The sequence below is a fragment of the Streptomyces sp. NPDC018000 genome, from assembly GCF_044328025.1.
Taxonomy (GTDB): domain Bacteria; phylum Actinomycetota; class Actinomycetes; order Streptomycetales; family Streptomycetaceae; genus Streptomyces.
The window spans coordinates 103,733-123,749 of record NZ_JBIRGM010000001.1 but is presented as its reverse complement, the minus strand read 5'-3'; the positions used below and the strand labels follow the sequence as shown (position 1 = coordinate 123,749).

Below are 20,017 nucleotides of genomic sequence, written 5' to 3'. Positions count from 1 at the left end.
TCCATGACCGCGTCCGCGCCCACCACCCAGGTACTGATCGTCGGCTCGGGTCCGACCGGCCTGACCCTGGCCTGCGATCTGGCCCGGCGCTCCATCGATGTACGGATCATCGACAAGTCCGCCGAATTTCCGCGCAGTTCACGGGCCAAGGGCCCCAACCCCCGTTCCCTGGAGGTCCTGGAGGACCTCGGCGTGGCCGACAGGGTCCTGGCCGCGGGCTCGGCACCGCTGCCCATGCGCAAGTACCGCAACGGGCTGGCGATCGCCGACACCGACCCGTTCGGGGCGTCGCACCCGACGCCTGACGCCCCGTACGACCGGCCGTGGCTGATCGCCCAGTGGCAGCTGGAGGAGATCCTGCGGGACCGCCTGGCGGAGTACGGCGTACGCGTCGAACTCGGCGCGGAAGCAACTCGGTTGACGGCGGGATCCGACTCGGTGACCGTCGGGCTCGCGGACGGCCGGAGCATCGGGGCGCGGTACGTGGTGGGCTGCGACGGCGGCCACAGCCCGGTGCGGAGGCTGCTCGGCGTGCGCTTCGAGGGGAAGACGAACGAGGAGCAGATGATGGTCTGCGGGGACGTGGAGGCGGACGGCCTCGACCGCGACTACTGGCACCAGTGGTTCGACGAGGACGGCGCCGTGATGCTGTGCCCGATCCCGGGTACGCGGTCGGGCTGGTGGTTCCAGGCAGGGCCGGAGCGGGACCGGGCGGGAGCCCCCGTACCGCCCTCGCTGGAGAGCTTCCGACGGCTCTTCGCCAAGCACACCGGACTGCCGGGCACCCGCCTGACGCAGGCCACCCTGTTGTCCACGTACCGGGTCAACGAGCGCATGGCCGACCGCTACCGGGTCGGCCGCGTACTGCTGGCCGGGGACGCCGCACATGTGCACTCCGTCGCGGGCGGGCTGGGCATGAACACCGGGATCCAGGACGCGTTCAACCTGGGCTGGAAGCTCGCCCGGGTCGTCACCGGCCAGGCCGGTCCCGGCCTGCTGGACACGTACGAGGAGGAGCGGCTGCCCGTGGCCTCCTGGACTCTGGACATGAGCTCCGAGCGGCTGCGGGTCACGCTCGACGCGATCAGGGAGCCGGGCGGCGGCCTGGACGCGGCGGTCACCGGGGAGACCACGGGCCTCGGCCTGGGCTACCACTGGAGCTCACTCTCCGCCGCGGGCTCCACCGCCCGCCTGCGAGCGGGCGACCGCGCCCCGGACGCCCCCTGCCTCGACGCCGGAACGGGCGCGCCGACCCGCCTCTTCGAGGCGTTCGCCGGACCGCACTTCACCCTGCTGGGCTTCGGTCCGGGCACGGCGGACGCGCTGCGGGCGGCGGAGGCAGCGTACGGCGACGCGGTGCGGGCGTACGGGGTGGGGGCGGGCGGCCCCTCCGGCCTGACCGACGAGGCAGGCCACGCCCGTACGGCGTACGGCATCGAGCCGGGCACCGACATCCTTGCCCTGGTCCGCCCGGACAACTACGTGGGACTGATCGCTCCGACGGCGGGCAGCCGGGCCGTCGGGGCTTACATGGACCACCTGAGCGGTACGGCATTCAGGCGGCCCTGAGCGCGTCGCGCCGGGCAATCCCGGAACTATCACAGGCTTATATTTTCCTGATATTTATGACCCGATCCACGCACATGTCCGGGAATTCCCGCGTGCTCCTGCGCACCGCCACCGCGGCCCTGTCCACGCTGTCCTTCCTCTTCTACGGAGCCTCACCCACCGCCCACGCGAATGGCGGAGCGGACCGGGCCCGCCCGGCCGGCTCCGATTCCCCGCCCCTCGTCCACGCCGTCGAGGCGTACCCGCAGAAACACTTCCCCGGCCTCAACCGTTCCTAATCAGTGAGCAGGAGTGAGTCTTGGACCCATTCCTGGTCACTGCGGACATCCCGAACGGTTTTGGATGTCCTGGTCGCCCGCGTTCGCTCCGCGTCCGGCGGCACGGATCGTGTCCGTGGTCCGGGGATGCGGGGGCGGGTCTCCTCACGCCCAAGAGCACGTCGGTCGGCCTGGACGGTCCGATGCCCCTGTTCATCACTCCGGTGAGCAGGGGGCGGTGTCGTCCGTCGCCGGATCGAGTGCCCTTGGGCGCGTCGTCCGATCGCGATGCCCGCGGCATCGTGACGGGTGGTCTTACGGTTCTTGCTGGTGAGGGGCTTTTGCCAGTGCTGGGCGCCCCACCGGCTGGTGTAGGCCGGGTCGACGGCGATGATGCTGATGCCGGTGGCATCGGCCATCGAGGTCAGGCGGGCGCGGAGTTTGCCGGTGGGCATGGCGGAAATCAGTTGCCGGAACCGCTTCTTACGGCCGTGTTTCTCGCGGGTCTTTTCTGCACCGAAGTCCAGGTCTTCGATCGCGATGGCGGCGACGCCGCAGGTCTTGGCCCAGTTCAGCAGCCGGGACAGGGCATGCCGGACTTGGGCGTCGCGAAGAGCCGCCGATCCGCTGAGGCCGTAGGAGAAGCGGCGGGGCTGCCCGATCGGGTTGCCGTGCACGTCCAGCCGCCACGCGGCGAGGTGATCAGCGTTGGTGTCCACACCGATCACACCGTGGGCGAGCGCGACCTGGATCGGGACCGTCTTCGAAGGCGTGCGCTGCCAGGAAGCTGTCAGATACCAGCGCCCACGGGCCACGTCGTAGTGGATGCGGTAGGCGACGGCCCGGTTGGCTTCGATCCGGTCGACCCACTCGGTGCCCCGGTGCGGGAATCGCACCTTTGCGGCGAGGACGTACCGACCATGCCTGGCGTTGGCCAGCCCGGCGAGGGGAGCGGGGAGCTTGATACTGATCTCGCCGTCGGGAGTGATACGGATCGTCTCGTTGCCGTATCGCTTCTGGGACTCGCCGTCAGCGGCGAGGAACCAGCGTTCCGCCTCCCAGCGTTCACGCCACTCAGCCTCGGTCAGCTGAGTGTTCTCCAGATTGTGCCGGTTGCGTGCGAGGCGTTTCCCGCCCCTCACCACATGCACACGCCCGGCCTCACGATCAGCGCGAACAGCGGTGAGCCGCTCTTCCAGCAGGTGCAGTCGGCGGCTCTTGGCGAACCATTCCCGCTTGCTGCGGTAGCCGCCCGGAGCCCGCTTTCTTCCCTTCTCCCCGATCGGGAGGGACAGCCGGTGCCTGATCGTCCTGATGCCCGCTTCGAGACTCTGGAGATGCGCCACCTGCCCGCGACGGGCCAGAGCCCACTGATCATGTGACGCTTTGGTGATCGCACCGGCCCACCGCGACGACGACACCGCCGTCAGCTCCCGCTTCCGCACCGACCACGTGTCGGCGGAATGCTCCAAGCCCTGCGCGCACCGCGTCTTGAGATCCTTCGACGCGAGCGAGCCCAGACGTGCGCCGACCAGACACAACACCCTTTCGTCCCCGGGCAGGAGGCCCTTGAGACGATCACGGATCGCCACACCCGAAGGCCCGAGAGCGACGAACGGCGCATCGATGGTGCGCAGCCTGGAGTCAGCCATGCTCGGCGGCCTCAAGCGCCTTGCGAGCACGGTTCTTCGCCGAGCGGCGCCCGTACAAGCGAGCGCAGAAAGAGGTCAGAACCTCCACCATGTCGCCCACGACGTCGTCTTCGACCTCGCCATCGTCCAGCACTACCAGACGTCGGCCGCCGGCGGACAGTGCGGCCTCAACGAGTTCGACGTTCACGCGGCCGAGTCGGTCTCTGTGCTCCACCACCAGGCAAGTCACGGCAGGATCGGCCAGCAACCGCTGCGCCTTCGACCGGGAACCGTTCATGCCCGAGCCGATCTCCGACTCCACACGGACAACGCGGTGACCGGCCGTTGCAGCCCAACGGGTCAGCCGGGCGACCTGACGCTCCAGATCAGCCTCCTGATCACGGGAAGAGACGCGGGCATACAGACCGATCCCACCGGCCACCTCCGGTGCAGCACTGGCCTCGATATTCACCAGGATCGTGCGTGGACCGACCCGCTGAGCCGGTACCGGCAGCGTCCCCTCACGGAACCAGCGATACGCGGTCTGCGGATGCACGCCCTGCGTCTTCGCCCACTCCGTCAGATTCACACTCCGACAACGACACTCACTCATACATGGTTACGCTCACTTACCCGACTTCGAGGGCCAGCAGTTGAAGACCCCTGAATGAAACGCGGCACGTCACGGACCGACCATCAGTCGGTCGTGGTGTGCCGGGCGCGGTGGGCCCGCACCTTGTGGAGGTTTCCGCAGTGCTCCATCGCGCACCAACGCCGTCTGCCCGGCCGCGAGGTGTCGACGAAGAGCAACTTGCAGTTGTCGGAGCCGCATTCGCGGATGCGGTCGGCGTATGGGCCGGTGAACAACTCCACCGCGTCACGGGCGACGGTCGACAGAAGGGCTGTTCCGGTGGCGTCCGTGGCCCATGCGAGGGCGCCGGAATCGACGTCGACACGAGGGACGAGCGGTGGCTCGGCCGCCGCGGCGTTCACCGCGGCGAGGTCCGCCGGGGCGAGGGGGCGGCCGTGCGCGCGGGCGGCGGCCAGGTTCCAGAGGGCGGCCCGCAGCTCGTGGGCCCGCCGCAGCTCCTGGGCGCTCACCGAAAGGGACAGGCCGTCCGGCAGCCGGCTCTCGCCCGCCCATCGCACCAGGTCGGCAGGGGTGTGCAGCACCTCGTACGACGTGTACCGCGCGTACCCGCCGGTGGGCAGCAACTCCAGGCACAGAGCGCCGGGATCGAAGCGATAGGGGCGGCCTTCCCCTGTACGAAGGATCAGTCCCGGCGCGCCCGTTGCCGATTCGGTCATGTAACCACCATAAACGGTTTCCGTGACACCCGACCGGACGTCATCGGCTCGTCCGACCCGCACCGGCACCCGGAGCTCACCGGCGACGTCAGCCGTTCCCGCCCTACGGCGGGTGCGGCTCCGGTGCCCCCAGCGCCCGCAGCACATGCGCGACCAGTGCCGTGATCGACTCCTCGTCCTGCATCGGCTCGCGCAGCACATGGTGGTAGTACACGGACCCGTACAGCTGACGCCCGCTCTGGCCGCGATGGCCTCGACCGCGACGCGGCCGTACCCCTTCTCCGTACAGTTCGAGGGCGGCTTCCGGGGTCGCCCGTCGTGATCTCTCGCTGCGACGCAGTGAACTCGGCGCTGTGATCATTCGGTGAGCACAGGTGCATTTGAGTCAATCCTTGTTGACAGTCCGTCGCCAGAAGTCGAACAATGCTGACGCGGAAACGGAACGTGCCGTGTCGCGTCGTTCCTGCCGTTCGCACCGTTCGTGCCGTTCGTGCCGCGACGAGCCGATCGGGGGACGGCTCGCACGGCCGACGGCACGAGTGCGATGCGCCGGACGTCAGACGGTGATGTCCTTCGCCGTGAAGCGGGCCCAGGCCGCCGAGCCGAACACTGCCGCGTACAAGCCGCGCAGTCCCAGGTCCTTGACCCACCTCGTCCCAGTACACGGGGTCGCGCAGCAGGTCCGCGTAGGACATCCAGTAGTGCGGGCCCGACAGGCTCCCAGCGGACCGCCCCGCCGTACGGAGGGTACGGCGGGGCGGTCGGCCGCCGGCAGGAAGCGCGACGCGCCCCGGCGTCAGGCAGCGTTGTCGGCCGCCTTGACCAGCGCGTCCGGTGTGACCGCGCCGACGTACACCTTGCCGTCGTCCGTCATCAGCGCGTTGACCAGGCGGGTCTTGAAGACCGTGCCCGAGCCGAACTTGCCGGAGACCTTGTCACCCAGCGAGTCCAGGAACTGCTGCGCCTCGGCCGGTACATCACCCGACGTCTTCGTGGGGAGCCCGGTGCCGCCCGGGATGCCGATCTCGGCGATCGCGTTCCAGCCCTCGCCGATGACCTTCGTGTCCTTGGAGCCCTGGCCCCCGGCGCCCAGGCCCTCGGCGCCCGGGAACATGCCCAGGCCCCCTGCCCCGTCGGCCTTCTGCTGGGCCTCCACGTCGTCGGCCTCGGTCACCTCGGCGCCCTTGGGCGGGGTGAACGTGAACGAGGAGGCGGCCGGCTTCGCGAAGTCGACCTTGGTGAATCCGGCGTCGACGACGGCCTTGCCACCGCTGCTCGGAAGCAGCGTGAACTTCAACGGCACACCGTTCTTCGCGTCGACCGCGACCGTGACCGAGCCGATCGTGGAGCCGCTCTGCTTGGGCTTGATGAGCAGCTTGTACGCGTCACGTCCGGCGACCTGCGCCGTGCCGTCGACCGTCACCGAGGTGGTGGGGCCCGCGGCCTTCAGGACCTGGTCGGCGAGCGCCTTCGGCGTGGTCGGCGCGCCCTCGGGAGCCGGGGTCGAGTGCCCGGACTCCTTCCCGCTCCGGTCCTCGGTGGCGTGGTAGGCCTGGTTGGTCTTGCTGTCGTAGGCCCAGACCTGACCGCCGTTTCGGATCAGGCTGTACTCTGCCGCGTCTTCCAGGATCGACACCCGCTGCTTGTCGGGGCCGTCGACGGCCACCCGCAGCGTGTGCGTGCCGGACGCCAGCTCCGTCATCTTCGACTGCGGGTCGGCGGTCGAATCGCCCTTGCCGCTGCCGGTGTCGCCGGTGCTGTCGCCCGGGGCGAAGGAGCCGGCCAGACCGCCGAGCGACGGGATACCGAGGTCCGTGCTGATCTTCACCGTGCCGGAGAACTGCTCGGTGTCCGACGCGGCGATCTTCTCGATGAGCTGCTGTGCGGTGATCTTCGGCAGATCGGGGTCACCCGTGCTCGCGAGCGCCGGGACAAGCCCTACCGTCGCGGCCGCCACCCCCGCCACCGCGACCGGGACGATGTAGCGCGCCGCCTTTCGACGGCCGGCGGCTGTGCCCCTGGTGCCGCCGTTGGTCTCTACGCTGTCGTTCGGTGCCATGTGTGCACTACCTCCGTGGTCGGCGGCTTCCGTCCGGATACACTCGCCCACTCCGTGCCGCCGTTCTCACCGATTCGTTCAGGAGTGGTTGTTCTCCATCTGACCAAAACGGCGGCGCGGAATCGTCAGCCCCGGGGAGCAACTCCGCCTACCTCTCCGGTATGACGCCACAGAGCCGAGTGTCCACCGTCCCGTAGGGGGCCACCCGGCAGGCTCTCAGCCCGCCCGGTGCACCACCGCGTCGCACAGCTCCTCCAGCGCGGCCTTCGCGTAGCCCTCGGGCAGCGGCGCCAGCGTCGCGCGGGCCTCCTGCGCGTACCGGACGGTGTCCCGTCGGGCCTGCTCCAGCGCCGGGTGGGCGCGCAGCCTGCGCAGCGCCTCGGCGTGCCGGGCGTCGTCGCTCAGGTCGCCGGCCAGCAGCTCGACGAGCTCCAGGTCGTCCGGCTTCCCGTCGGCCGCCGCCTGGGCCCGCAGATGCAGCACGGGGAGTGTCGGGATACCTTCGCGCAGGTCGGTGCCCGGGGTCTTGCCGGACTCGTGGGAGTCGGAGGCGATGTCGAGCACGTCGTCGGCGAGCTGGAAGGCGACGCCGAGCCGCTCCCCGTACTGGGTGAGGATGTCGATGGCCGACTCGTCAGCACCGGCCATCATCGCGCCGAACCGGCAGGCCACGGCGATCAGCGAGCCGGTCTTGCCGCGCATCACTTCGAGGTAGTGCTCGACCGGGTCGCGCCCCTCGCCCGGGCCCGCGGTCTCCAGGATCTGGCCGGTGACCAGCCGCTCGAACGCCTCTGCCTGGATGCGTACGGCCTCCGGACCGAGGTCGGCCAGTATGTGCGAGGCGCGGGCGAAGAGGAAGTCGCCGGTCAGGACGGCCACGGAGTTGCCCCAGCGGGTGTTGGCGCTGTCGACACCGCGGCGTACGTCCGCCTCGTCCATCACATCGTCGTGGTAGAGCGTCGCGAGATGGGTCAGCTCGACGACGACCGCGGCGGGCACGATGCCCGGCGCGTCGGGGTCGCCGAACTGGGCGGCCAGCATGGCCAGCAGCGGCCGGAATCGCTTGCCCCCCGCGCGTACGAGATGCTGCGCGGCCTCCGTGATGAAGGGCACGCCGCTCTTGGTGGCATCGAGCAGCCCCGACTCGACAGCAGCCAAGCCGGCCTGGACATCGGCCTCAAGAGCGTGGTCCCGCACGCTCAGTCCGAACGGCCCGACGACGGTCACGAGGGGATCTCCTGTCTGCTGACGATCACACGGAATGTCGATGTGTCGCTGTCATCACTCAACTCAGCGTATCCGGTCCCCTTTGGATCACCATGGGCGCCTTCCCGCCACCGCCGGTATGTTCGAGATCAGCTCATACGATCAGGAGTCATCCCTTTGTCCCACATAGCCACCGACACTGAACCGACTCGGCAGCCGGACCGTGACGACCATGCCTTTTTCGGCCAGCCACGAGGCCTGATGACCCTGTCCGGCCTGGAGGTCTGGGAACGGTTCTCGTTCCTCGGCATGCAGGCGATCCTGGTCCTCTACTTCGCCGACACCGTCGCCCGCGGCGGCATGGGCATGGACGCGGGCACCGCGGCGTCCGTCTCCGCCGCCTACGGCACCCTGGTCTACCTGGTCTCCGTGGCCGGCGGCTGGCTGGCCGACCGGATCCTCGGCTCGTACCGCGCCGTGCTGTACGGCGGAATTCTGATCGCGTGCGGGCATTACGCCATGGCGGTGCCCACGGACGCCATGACGTGGACCGGCCTCGGTCTGATCAGCGCCGGAACCGGTCTGCTCAAGCCCAATGTGGCGACCATGGTCGGCAAGCTCTACCGGACCGACGACGAGCGCCGTGACGCCGGGTTCGCGCTCTACTACATGGGCATCAACATCGGGGCGTTCCTCGGCCCGCTGGTCACCGGCTGGCTCGGGGACCACGCGAGCTGGCACTGGGGCTTCTCGGCCGCCGCCGTCGGTATGACGCTCGGTCTGATCCAGTACGTACTGGGCGGGCGTCATCTGGCAGGCCGAAAGCACGGCGCCGAATTCAAGCTGGAGCCGCAGCCGATGCGCCGCGCCGTCCGGCTGATCGTGGCCGGCGCCGTCGTGGTCGCCGCCGTCGCCACCGCGCTGGCACTGGCGGGGTGGCTGACCATGGACCGCTTCGTCAACCTGCTCACCCTCGTCTCGGTGATCGCCCCGGTCGTGTACTTCGTGGTGATGTTCCGCAGCCCGCGCGTCACCGGCGAGGAACGCGGCAGACTGCGCCCGTACGTGGTGCTGTTCCTGGCCTCCGTCGTCTTCAACTTCATCCTCTTCCAGGCGTACTCGACGATGATGCTGCTCGCGTCGACCAACGCCCGTACCGAGATCTTCGGCTTCGACTTCCCGGCCGGCTGGTACGCCTCCGCGCTCGGCGCCTTCGAGGTCGCGCTCGCCCCCGTGGTCGCCGCCGTCTGGGCCCGGATGGGCTCCCGCCAGCCGCATGCCTCCAACAAGATCGCAATCGGGGTGATCCTCGGCGGACTGTCGTTCCTGCTGATGGTGCTGCCGACCTCCGGGCACTCGGGCGACACCTACACGATGGCCGCCTGGTGGATCGTCGGCTCGTATCTGCTGCTCGGCCTCGGCGACATCCTGCTGGAGACCTCCGGCATGTCCGCGACCACCAAGCTCGCGCCCAAGGCGTTCGCCGGCCAGACGATGGCGCTCTGGTTCCTCTCGCTGGCCCTCGCCAACGGCATCCAGGCCCAGGTCGTGAAGGTGTACGGCGAGGTCTCCAACCCCGTCTACTTCGGCATCAACGGCGCAATCGCGGTGGTGGCCGGTGTGGCCGTCATCGCCGCCGCGCCCTGGCTCAAGCGCACCATGCACCCCGTCCACTGAGGTACCGCCATGCACATCCGCACCACGTATCCGTATGACACCACTCATGAGGACGTCTACATTCCGCTGCCGGACGGCACCCGGCTGTACGCCCGGATCTGGCGGCCGGTCACCGACGAACCCGTCCCCGCGCTCCTCGAATATCTGCCGTACCGGCTGAGCGACTGGACGGCGCCGCGCGACTGGCAGCGCCACCCCTGGTACGCGGGCCACGGCTACGCGTCCGTCCGGGTGGACGTACGCGGACACGGCAACAGCGAGGGAATGCCGGGCGACGAGTACGACGCGACGGAGCTGGCCGACGGAGTCGCCGTCATCCACTGGCTGGCCGAGCAGGAGTGGTGCTCGGGCCGGGTCGGCATGTTCGGCATCTCCTGGGGCGGCTTCAACTCGCTCCAGATCGCGGCGCTGGCCCCCGAGCCGCTGAAGGCGGTCGTCACCGTCTGTTCGACCGACGACCGCTACGACAACGACGTCCACTACATGGGCGGCTCCGTCCTCGCCGTCGACATGCACGCCTGGGCGGCCACCATGCTGGCCTTCGTCTCCCGACCGCCGGACCCGGCGCAGGTCGGCGAGGGCTGGAAGGACATGTGGCTGGAGCGGCTGGAAACGGTCGACCCATTCATCCACACCTGGCTGGCGCACCAGACCCGCGACGACTACTGGAGGCACGGCAGCGTCTGCGAGGACTACTCCGCGATCACGGCGAACGTCCTCGCGGTCGGCGGCTGGCACGACCCGTACCGCGACACCGTCCTGCGGCTCGTCGAACACCTCGGCCCGGACAAGGTCCGCGGGCTGATCGGGCCCTGGTCGCACCAGTATCCGGACCGGGGGCTGCCGCCCGGTCCGGCGATCGGCTTCCTCCAGGAGACGCTGCGCTGGTGGGACCAGCATCTGAAGGACAAGAACACCGGCATCATGGCCGAGCCGCTGCTGCGGTCCTGGATCAGCGAGTCGCACCGGCCCGCCACGGTGTACGAGACACTGCCCGGCCGCTGGGTGGGGGACACCAGCTGGCCCTCGGCGAACGTCGCGCCGGTCACGTACGCCCTGCAGGGCGGACCGCAGATCGTCGACTCGCCGCAGCAGACCGGTCTGGACGCCGGACGTTTCTTCCCGTTCGGCAATGACGCCGACCTGCCGCCCGACCAGCGCGACGAGGACGCCAAGTCGGTCTGCTTCGAGTTCCCGGTGGAGGACGCCCCGATCGAGATCCTGGGCCGCCCGCGGGTGAAGCTGCGCATCCGGATGGACGTGCCACGCGGCCAGGCGATCGCCCGGCTCTGCGACGTCGCACCGGACGGCTCCTCCACCCTGGTGACCCGCGGCGCGCTCAACCTCTCCGCCCGGAACGGCCGCGACCGCGCGGACGACTGGCCGGTGGGCGGGACCGAGGACGTGACCTTCGATCTGAACGGCATCGGGCACACCTTCCCGCCCGGCCACCGGATCAGGCTCGCGGTCTCCTCCTCGTACTGGCCGTGGATCTGGCCGCAGGCCGGGTCGGCCGGCTTCACCCTGGACGCCGACGGCAGCTTCGTCGAGCTGCCGGTGCGCCGGCACACCGAGGACCCCGCGATCCGGTTCGAGGAGCCGGAGCAGTCGGAGCCGCTCGGCGTCGTCCACCCGGTGACGCTCGACGATCAGCGCCCCGAGCGCCTGGTGGTCCGCGATGTCGCCAAGGGCGAATGGCGCCTGGAGGTCGACCCGCGCTACGGCGGCACCCGTGTCTACCCTGACGGCCTGGAATTCACCGAGGACGCCGTGGAGACGTACACGATCCAGGAGAACGACCCGCTCTCCGCACGCACCCGCTCCGAATGGGCGATCCGGCTGCACCGGCCGGAGATGGCGTGGGACGTACGGATCGAGACCCGGTCCGAAATCAGTGCGGACGACACCGACTTCATCACGTCCGACGAGGTGGTGTGCAAGGACGGCAGCGAGGTCGTCTTCCACCGGACCTGGGAGAAGCGGATCCCGCGCACGGCCGGATGAACCACCGCCGTGCCCCCTGTGCACCAGGGCCTGTCTGGGGTTGTGATCTGGACGAGCCCAGATCACAACCCCAGACAGGCCCTAAGGGGCACGGCGGAACTTTCCGGGCATCAGGAGCAGTTGGGACACTCCCGCGAGGTGGCAACACCGACGTAACGTGTCCCCAAGCGACCTGGAAAGCGAGGCAGCAACACATGTCCGAGCAGAGCAGTCCGCTCGATCTGGCCGAGGGCGACCCCTTCGGTCCGCACAACCTTCCGTACGGTGTGTTCTCCACCCCCGACCACCCCGAGGACCGCCGGGTCGGCGTCCGCATCGGCAACCACGTACTGGACGCCGGAGCCGCGGCACACGCACTCGGCTCGCCCTACGCGCAGCTTCTCGCCCAGCCGGACCTGACCGCGCTGCTGGCCGCGGGACGCACCGCCTGGCGGGACGTCCGGCGGGCCCTGACCGCATGGGTGACGGTCCCGGCACACCGCTCGGACATCGAACCGCTGCTGCGTCCGATCGAATCCGTGACACTCCATCTGCCGTATCAGGTGGCGGACTACGTCGACTTCTACGCGAGCGAGCACCACGCCACCAACGTCGGAAAGATCTTCCGGCCGAACGGTGACGCGCTGACGCCCAACTGGAAGCACCTCCCGATCGGCTACCACGGCAGGTCCGGCACCGTCGTCGTCTCCGGCACGGACGTGGTGCGCCCGTCCGGCCAGCGCAAGACACCGGCCGACGCGGCCCCCGTCTTCGGCCCCTCCGTCAAGCTCGACATCGAGGCCGAGGTCGGCTTCGTCGTCGGAGTGGGCTCCGAGCAGGGCCGGCCGGTACCGCTCGGCGACTTCCGCGACCACGTCTTCGGGCTCTGCCTGCTCAACGACTGGTCGGCGCGGGACATCCAGGCCTGGGAGTACGTCCCGCTGGGCCCATTCCTCGGCAAGTCCTTCGCCACATCCGTATCGGCGTGGGTGACGCCGCTCGAAGCCCTGGAGGCTGCCCGGATCGCACCCCCGGCCCGCGACCTCCCGCTGCTCCCCTATCTGGAGGACGCGGGCGATGAGGAGGCCGGCGGCCTCGACCTGCGGATCTCCGTCGCGATCAACGGACAGCTGGTCGCCGAGCCGCCGTTCGCCACCATGTACTGGACGGCGGCCCAGATGCTGGCCCATATGACGGTGAACGGCGCGTCGCTGCGCACCGGCGATCTGTACGGCTCCGGCACGGTCAGCGGCGCCGAGCCCGGACAGCGCGGCTCACTCCTGGAGCTGACCTGGAACGGCCGCGACCCGCTGGACCTCCCGGACGGCAAGCGCACCTTCCTGGAGGACGGCGACACCGTGACGATGACGGCCTGGGCCCCGGGTCCGGACGGCACCCGGGTCGGCCTCGGCGAGGTCACGGGAAGGATCGTGCCCGCGTCGTGAACCCCGCTCTCCCGGAGCCCACGCTCCCCGAGGAACTGCTCCTGCTCGCCCTGGACCCGCGGCGCGGCAGGCCGTACTGCCGAAGCCGTTTCCTGGAGTACGGGGTGGCGGGCGCGGTCCTCGCGGAGCTGGAGCTCCACGGCCGGATCGCCGAACAGCGCGGCCGGATAAGGGTGATCAGCCCGCAGTCTCCCCAGGACCCGCTCCTCGCGCAGGTCCTGGGGAGCCTGCCGGCCCCGGACAGGAGCGGGCTCGCGGGCGACGTCGGCGCGAAGCGGTGGATCCGGCGGACCGGCCGGTACGTCGAGGAGCTGTGCCTGGAGCATCTGGTGGGCCGCGCGGTCCTGCGCAGGGAGACCCACCGGCTCCTCGGGCTGCTCCCCTGCCACCGTCACCCGACGGCGGACCCGGCCCTGCCGGCCGCGGTCCGGGAACGCTTCACGGCCGCCGAGGCAGCCGGCTTCCCGGACCGGCGCAGCCGCACCCTGGCCGCGCTGGTCTCGGCGACCGGCCTGTCGGGCGCCGTGGCACAAGGCGGCTGGAGAAGCCGTTCGACGATGCGCGACCTGGTGCGCGACGAGTGGACCGCGTACGCGGTGCGCCAGAACGTGCGCCAGGACAAGGCCAACCGGAGCGGCGGAGGCGTGGGAGGCGGCCGTGACGGCGGAGGTGGGGACGACTGACCCGGGCGGCATGGCCGCGGGCAGCGACCGACCGGGGGTGACTTACCCGGTCAGCGGTGCGCAGGGTGTTCACACGTTCGGGGGAGCCATATCCCATTTCCGGCGGATACGCTGGAAAGTCCCGCGAGACTCCGTGCATGGGAGCACTGATGAGCGTCGAACCCGAGGCCAACGAGCCGCGGTGGGCGGTTCCGCCCGTGGGCGGCTGGACCGCCGATGACCTGGACACACTCCCGAATCTGCCTCCGCACACGGAGCTGATCGACGGGAGCCTTGTTTTCGTGAGTCCGCAGACCCTGTTCCATTCACGGGCAGTCAGCTTCTTCGAATGGCAACTGCAGTCGCTGGTGCCACACGATCTGGAGGTCGTGCGTGAGTTCACCATCGACATCGACCGCTACAACCGGCCCGAGCCCGATGTGATCGTCGTGGACGGCGAGATCATCCAGGACCCGAACCAGACTCGCTTCCCCGCCGAGTCCGTACGGCTGGCGATCGAGGTCGTCTCCCCGGAGTCCCTGACCCGGGACCGGGAGACCAAGCCCGTGAAGTACGCGCGGGCCCGGATCCCGCACTACTGGCGAGTGGAGAACCACGACGGCAGGGCGGTGGTCTATGTCTTCGAGTTGGAACCGTCGACCGGGGCCTACACATCCACCGGCATCTTCCACGACCGTATGAAGGTCTCCGTCCCCTTCCCGGTCGATCTCGACCTCACCGCGATCACCCCGCGCCGCCGGGCAGCGGCCCCGGAGTAGCTCCGGCGCCGCCACCGGCCCCCGCCCTCACTCGTACTCGGGCGGTTCCTCGTCCCAGCCGAACTCCGGATCGGCGTCAAAGGCCGCCGACGTGCCCCGGCCCGGATCCGCGGAGGCCGCCGGGGCCGGTGCGGCGGGGACCACCGCAGGACCGGCTGCCGGGGCCGTCTCCGCCTCCCCGAACGACGCGAGCACCTCCAGCACCCCCGCCCCGTACGTCGCCAGCTTCTTCTCGCCCAGGCCGCTGATTCCGCCCAGCGCGGAGACCGAGTCCGGCCGCACGGTGGCGATCTCGCGCAGCGTCGCGTCGTGGAAGATGACGTACGCCGGAACGCCCTGCTCCTTTGCCTGGGCGCCGCGCCAGGCCCGTAGCGCTTCGAAGACCGGGACGGCCTCGGGAGCCAGTTCGGCGGCGGCCGCCTGGGGCTTCGCCTTGCGTTCGCCCTTCGTGGAGAGCGATGCGGGCTTCGGCGCCTCCTTGCGCAGCAGCACCTCGCGCTCCCGGCCGAGCACCGCGCCGCTCTCCTCCGTCAGCACCAGCGTGCCGTACTCGCCCTCGATCGCGATCAGCCCCTGGGCGAGCAACTGCCGTACGACTCCGCGCCATTCGGCTTCGGACAGCTCGCCGCCGATACCGAAGACCGAGAGCTGGTCGTGGTCGAACTGGATGACCTTCGCGGTCTTGCGGCCGAGCAGGATGTCGGTGATCTGGCCCGCGCCGAACTTCTGCCCGCGCTCCCGCTTCAGCCGTACCACGGTCGACAGCAGCTTCTGCGCGGCCACCGTGCCGTCCCAGGTCTCGGGCGGGGTGAGGCAGGTGTCGCAGTTGCCGCAGGCCGATGCGGTGGGCTCCTGGCCGAAGTACGTCAGGAGTTGGGCGCGGCGGCACTGGACCGTCTCGCACAGGGCCAGCATCGCGTCGAGGTGGGAGGCGGCGCGACGGCGGAACGCCTCATCGCCCTCACCACCCTGGATGAGCTTGCGCTGCTGGACGACGTCCTGGAGTCCGTACGCCATCCACGCCGTGGACGAGAGCCCGTCACGGCCCGCACGGCCGGTCTCCTGGTAGTAGCCCTCGACCGATTTCGGCAGGTCCAGATGGGCGACGAAGCGCACATCCGGCTTGTCGATGCCCATGCCGAACGCGATGGTCGCGACGACGACCAGGCCCTCCTCGCGCAGGAAGCGAGACTGGTGGACGGCGCGCGTGCCCGCGTCCAGACCGGCGTGGTACGGCACGGCCTCGATGCCGTTGCGGCAGAGGTACTCGGCGGTCTTCTCGGTCGAGTTGCGCGACAGGCAGTAGACGATGCCCGCGTCCCCCGTGTGTTCCTCCTTGAGGAAGGAGAGCAACTGCTTCTTCGGGTCGGCCTTCGGCACGATCCGGTACTGGATGTTGGGCCGGTCGAAACTGGCGACGAAGTGCTTCGCGTCGGGCATGCCCAGACGCCGGGTGATCTCCTCGTGCGTGGCGTTCGTCGCGGTCGCCGTCAGGGCGATGCGCGGTACGTCGGGCCAGCGCTCGCCGAGGACGGAGAGGGCCAGGTAGTCCGGGCGGAAGTCGTGACCCCACTGGGCCACGCAGTGCGCCTCGTCGATCGCGAAGACGGAGATCTCGCCACGGGAGAGCAGACCGAGCGTGGTGTCCAGGCGGAGCCGCTCCGGGGCCAGATAGAGCACGTCGAGTTCGCCGGCGACGAACTGGGCCTCCATCGAGCGACGCTCGTCGAAGTCCTGCGTGGAGTTGATGAATCCGGCCCGCACACCGAGGGACCGCAGCGCGTCCACCTGGTCCTGCATCAGGGCGATCAGGGGTGAGATGACGATGCCCGTACCAGCTCTGACCAGGGCCGGGATCTGGTAGCAGAGGGACTTTCCGCCACCGGTCGGCATGAGCACGACGGCGTCCCCGCCCGCCACCACGTGGTCGACGATCGCTTCCTGCTCGCCGCGGAAGGCCTCGTAGCCGAACACCCGGTGCAGCGTCTGCCGCGCCTCGCTCTCGGTCACATCCATGGTCACGCCCGTCACACTCATCGCTTCGTCCCCTGAGATCCCGGGTCCGTCCCGTTCCGTCCTGCCGCCGTCCCCTGCCACGATAGGCGCCGCCTACGACAACGCCGGACGGGCTTGACTTCTCAGGCCCGTCCGGCGTCGTTCCGGCTGTGTGCGTGTGCGCTACCTCACGAACACTCCCGCCTGGCTCGCCAGGTCCAGGAAGTACTGCGGGGCCAGGCCCAGCACCAGCGTGACCGCGACACCGACCGCGATCGTCGTCATCGTCAGCGGGGACGGGACGGCGACCGTCGGGCCGTCCGCCTTCGGCTCGCTGAAGAACATCAGCACGATGACCCGGATGTAGAAGAACGCGGCGATCGCCGACGCGATCACACCGACCACGACCAGGCCGCCCGCACCGCCGTCCGCCGCAGCCTTGAAGACGGCGAACTTCCCGGAGAACCCGGAGGTGAGCGGGATGCCCGCGAAGGCCAGCAGGAACACCGCGAAGACCGCGGCGACCAGCGGCGAGCGCCGGCCGAGCCCGGCCCACTTCGACAGATGCGTCGCCTCGCCGCCCGCGTCGCGCACCAGGGTGACGACGGCGAACGCGCCGACCGTCACGAAGGAGTACGCGCCCAGGTAGAAGAGGACCGACGAGATACCGTCCGGGGTGGTCGCGATGACACCGGCGAGGATGAAGCCGGCGTGTGCGATCGAGGAGTAGGCGAGCAGCCGCTTGATGTCGGTCTGGGTGACGGCGACGATCGCACCGCCCAGCATCGTGACGATCGCGACGGCCCACATGACCGGGCGCCAGTCCCAGGCGAGGCCCGGCAGCACCACGTACAGCAGACGCAGCAGCGCGCCGAACGCGGCGACCTTGGTGGCCGCGGCCATGAAGCCGGTGACCGGGGTCGGGGCGCCCTGGTAGACGTCCGGAGTCCACATGTGGAACGGGACGGCGCCGACCTTGAAGAGCAGACCGGTCAGGATCATCGCCCCGCCGATCAGGAGCAGCGCGTCGTTGCCCATGGTGTCGGCGAGCGCCGGGTCGATCCGGATGACGGAGCCGTCGACCACGTTCGCGATGGTGGCGTACGAGACGGAGCCCGCGTACCCGTACAGCAGGGCGATCCCGAAGAGCAGGAACGCCGACGAGAAGGCGCCGAGCAGGAAGTACTTCACCGCGGCCTCCTGCGACATCAGCCGCTTGCGGCGGGCGACGGCGCACAGGAGGTAGAGCGGGAGGGAGAAGACCTCCAGGGCCACGAAGAGTGTCAGCAGATCGTTGGCCGCCGGGAAGACCAGCATGCCGGCCACCGAGAAGAGGAGCAGCGGGAAGACCTCGGTGGTGGTGAACCCGGCCCTGACCGCGGCCTTCTCGCTGTCGCTGCCGGGGACCGACGCGGCCTGTGCGGCGAACGAGTCGACATGGTTTCCGTGCGCGGCGGGGTCGAGCCGCCGCTCGGCGAAGGTGAAGACGGCGACCAGCGAGGTCAGCAGGATGGTGCCCTGCAGGAAGAGCGTCGGCCCGTCGATCGCGATGGCGCCCATCGCGGCGATGTGCGCCTTCGTCGTGCCGTACCCCCCGGCCGCCAGGCCGACGACCGCGGCGAACGCGGCGGCGAGGGCGACGACCGTCAGGAAGACCTGCGTGTAGTACCGGAGCCGGCGCGGCACGAAGGCTTCGACGAGTACGCCCACGACGGCGACGCCGATCACAATGAGGACCGGGGCCAGCTGGGCGTACTCGATGACCGGCGCCTTGAACCTCTCGGCCGGGGCGGCCGATGTCACTCCGCCCGCCATTGTCCACAGGCTGTGGACAGCTGTTGCGCTCACTTGGCGGCCTCCACCTCAGGCTGGGGGTCCTTCTTCTGGACGTCCGACATGGTGTGCTGCACCGCCGGGTTGACGATCTGCGTCAGCGGCTTCGGATAGACCCCCAGGAAGAGCAGCAGGCCGATCAGCGGAAGCACCACCACCAGCTCCCGGACCTTGAGGTCCGCCATGCCCTGGACCTCGGCCTTCACCGGACCCGTCATCGTCCGCTGGTAGAGGACGAGGACGTACAGCGCGGCGAGCACGATGCCGGTCGTGGCGATGATGCCCGCCGCCGGATACGCGCTGAACGCGCCGACCAGGACCAGGAATTCACTGACGAACGGGGCGAGCCCGGGCAGCGACAGGGTGGCCAGACCGCCGACCAGGAAGGTGCCGGCCAGGACCGGCGCCACCTTCTGCACTCCGCCGTAGTCGGCGATGAGCCGTGAACCGCGCCGGCTGATCAGGAAGCCCGCCACCAGCATCAGCGCGGCGGTCGAGATCCCGTGGTTGACCATGTACAGCGTGGCGCCCGACTGGCCCTGGCTGGTCATCGCGAAGATGCCCAGGACGATGAAGCCGAAGTGCGAGATCGACGCATAGGCGATCAGCCGCTTGATGTCGCGCTGGCCGACGGCGAGCAGCGCCCCGTACACGATGCTGATCAGCGCCAGGACGACGATCACCGGCGTCGCCCACTTGCTGGCCTCCGGGAAGAGCTGAAGGCAGAAGCGGAGCATCGCGAAGGTGCCGACCTTGTCGACGACCGCGGTGATCAGGACAGCGACCGGGGAGGTCGCCTCGCCCATGGCGTTGGGCAACCAGGTGTGCAGCGGCCACAGCGGGGCCTTCACCGCGAAGGCGAAGAAGAACCCGAGGAAGAGCCAGCGCTCCGTGCTGGTCGCCATCGAGAGCGAGCCGTTGGCCCGGGCCTCGGCGATCTCGGAGAGCGAGAACGTCCCCGCGACCACGTACAGCCCGATCACGGCGGCCAGCATGATCAGGCCGCCGACCAGGTTGTAGAGGAGGAACTTGACCGCGGCGTACGAGCGTTGCGCCGCCGCGTTCTCGTCGCTGCCGTTCGCCGCGGCAGCGGCAGATCGAGAAGACGTCGCCCGGTCCCCGAAGCCGCCGATGAGGAAGTACATCGGGATGAGCATGGCTTCGAAGAGGATGTAGAAGAGGAAGACGTCGGTGGCCTCGAACGAGAGGATCACCATCGCTTCGACCATCAGGATCAGAGCGAAGAAGCCCTGGGTCGGGCGCCAGCGGCGACTCTGGTTCTCCAGAGGATCGGCATCATGCCAACCCGCCAGAATGATGAACGGGATCAGCAGGGCGGTGAGCGCCATGAGCGCCAGCCCGATGCCGTCGACGCCCAGTTCGTACCGGACGCCGAAGTCCTTGATCCAGGCGTGTGATTCGGTGAGCTGGTAGCGGGCGCCGCCGGGCTCGAAGCGGGCGAGCGCGATGCCCGCCAGCACGAGCGTGGCCAGCGAGAAGAGCAGCGCCAGCCATTTGGCGACGGTGCGCCGGGCGGCCGGGACGGCGGCGGTGGCGATCGCACCGATCGCCGGGAGCGCCGCCGTCGCTGTCAGGAGGGGAAAGGACATGTG

At 69.7% G+C, this 20,017-nt stretch carries 15 protein-coding genes and 2 pseudogenes; 7 read left to right on the top strand and 10 right to left on the bottom strand.

Annotation, left to right across the window (positions count from 1 at the left end; genetic code table 11):
- Positions 1-3 precede the first annotated feature (3 nt).
- Entirely contained in the window at positions 4-1,569 is a 1,566-nt protein-coding gene (locus ACH4EW_RS00610; RefSeq protein WP_398249704.1) for an FAD-dependent monooxygenase, read from the top strand.
- A gap of 56 nt (positions 1,570-1,625) precedes the next feature.
- A complete protein-coding gene (locus tag ACH4EW_RS00605) occupies positions 1,626-1,847 on the top strand; it encodes a hypothetical protein (protein WP_398249703.1) in 222 nt (73 codons plus the stop codon).
- On the opposite strand, the gene ACH4EW_RS00600 is transcribed toward ACH4EW_RS00605, so the two are convergent.
- The 7 genes and pseudogenes from ACH4EW_RS00600 to ACH4EW_RS00570 form a co-directional block, all read right to left on the bottom strand.
- Positions 1,844-3,478: an IS200/IS605 family accessory protein TnpB-related protein gene (locus tag ACH4EW_RS00600; protein WP_398249701.1), complete on the bottom strand. Its 1,635-nt coding sequence runs from the start codon at positions 3,476-3,478 to the stop codon at positions 1,844-1,846. The genes ACH4EW_RS00605 and ACH4EW_RS00600 overlap by 4 nt on opposite strands.
- Entirely contained in the window at positions 3,471-4,046 is a 576-nt protein-coding gene (locus ACH4EW_RS00595; protein WP_398249699.1) for an IS607 family transposase, read from the bottom strand. Before ACH4EW_RS00595 ends, ACH4EW_RS00600 begins: the two co-directional genes overlap by 8 nt.
- A gap of 107 nt (positions 4,047-4,153) precedes the next feature.
- Entirely contained in the window at positions 4,154-4,765 is a 612-nt protein-coding gene (locus ACH4EW_RS00590) for a CGNR zinc finger domain-containing protein (protein WP_398251190.1), read from the bottom strand.
- Between the two features lie 225 nt (positions 4,766-4,990).
- Positions 4,991-5,126, bottom strand: a pseudogene (locus ACH4EW_RS00585) (TetR family transcriptional regulator); the annotation flags it as partial.
- A gap of 195 nt (positions 5,127-5,321) precedes the next feature.
- Positions 5,322-5,472, bottom strand: a pseudogene (locus ACH4EW_RS00580) (ABC transporter permease); the annotation flags it as partial.
- An 89-nt stretch (positions 5,473-5,561) separates the two neighbouring features.
- Positions 5,562-6,824, bottom strand: a complete 1,263-nt coding sequence (locus ACH4EW_RS00575; protein WP_398249697.1) for an outer membrane lipoprotein carrier protein LolA — start codon at positions 6,822-6,824, stop codon at positions 5,562-5,564.
- A 216-nt stretch (positions 6,825-7,040) separates the two neighbouring features.
- Complete coding sequence (locus ACH4EW_RS00570) at positions 7,041-8,051, bottom strand: polyprenyl synthetase family protein (protein WP_398249695.1); 1,011 nt, start codon at positions 8,049-8,051, stop codon at positions 7,041-7,043.
- Positions 8,052-8,207: 156 nt separating this feature from the next.
- On the opposite strand from ACH4EW_RS00570, the gene ACH4EW_RS00565 reads away from it, so the two are divergent.
- From ACH4EW_RS00565 to ACH4EW_RS00545, 5 genes are all read left to right on the top strand, one after another.
- Complete coding sequence (locus ACH4EW_RS00565; protein ID WP_398249693.1) at positions 8,208-9,707, top strand: peptide MFS transporter; 1,500 nt, start codon at positions 8,208-8,210, stop codon at positions 9,705-9,707.
- A gap of 9 nt (positions 9,708-9,716) precedes the next feature.
- A complete protein-coding gene (locus ACH4EW_RS00560) occupies positions 9,717-11,711 on the top strand; it encodes a CocE/NonD family hydrolase (RefSeq protein WP_398249692.1) in 1,995 nt (664 codons plus the stop codon).
- Between the two features lie 194 nt (positions 11,712-11,905).
- Entirely contained in the window at positions 11,906-13,135 is a 1,230-nt protein-coding gene (gene fahA / locus ACH4EW_RS00555) for a fumarylacetoacetase (protein WP_398249690.1), read from the top strand.
- On the top strand, positions 13,132-13,818 hold the full coding sequence (locus ACH4EW_RS00550; protein ID WP_398249688.1) for a GPP34 family phosphoprotein: 687 nt from the start codon (positions 13,132-13,134) through the stop codon (positions 13,816-13,818). Before fahA ends, ACH4EW_RS00550 begins: the two co-directional genes overlap by 4 nt.
- A 149-nt stretch (positions 13,819-13,967) precedes the next feature.
- Positions 13,968-14,576 (top strand): Uma2 family endonuclease, encoded by a 609-nt coding sequence (locus ACH4EW_RS00545; protein WP_398249686.1) that lies wholly within the window; start codon positions 13,968-13,970, stop codon positions 14,574-14,576.
- 27 nt (positions 14,577-14,603) lie between these two features.
- Here ACH4EW_RS00545 and recQ read toward each other — a convergent pair whose 3' ends face one another.
- The 3 genes from recQ to ACH4EW_RS00530 form a co-directional block, all read right to left on the bottom strand.
- Positions 14,604-16,613 (bottom strand): DNA helicase RecQ, encoded by a 2,010-nt coding sequence (recQ, locus tag ACH4EW_RS00540; RefSeq protein WP_398249684.1) that lies wholly within the window; start codon positions 16,611-16,613, stop codon positions 14,604-14,606.
- A 141-nt stretch (positions 16,614-16,754) separates the two neighbouring features.
- Positions 16,755-18,419, bottom strand: a complete 1,665-nt coding sequence (gene nuoN / locus ACH4EW_RS00535; RefSeq protein WP_398249682.1) for an NADH-quinone oxidoreductase subunit NuoN — start codon at positions 18,417-18,419, stop codon at positions 16,755-16,757.
- The gene (locus ACH4EW_RS00530) at positions 18,416-20,014 is read right to left on the bottom strand and encodes an NADH-quinone oxidoreductase subunit M (RefSeq protein ID WP_398249680.1); all 1,599 of its coding nucleotides are present in this window, start codon (positions 20,012-20,014) and stop codon (positions 18,416-18,418) included. Before ACH4EW_RS00530 ends, nuoN begins: the two co-directional genes overlap by 4 nt.
- Between the last annotated feature and the right edge of the window lie 3 nt (positions 20,015-20,017).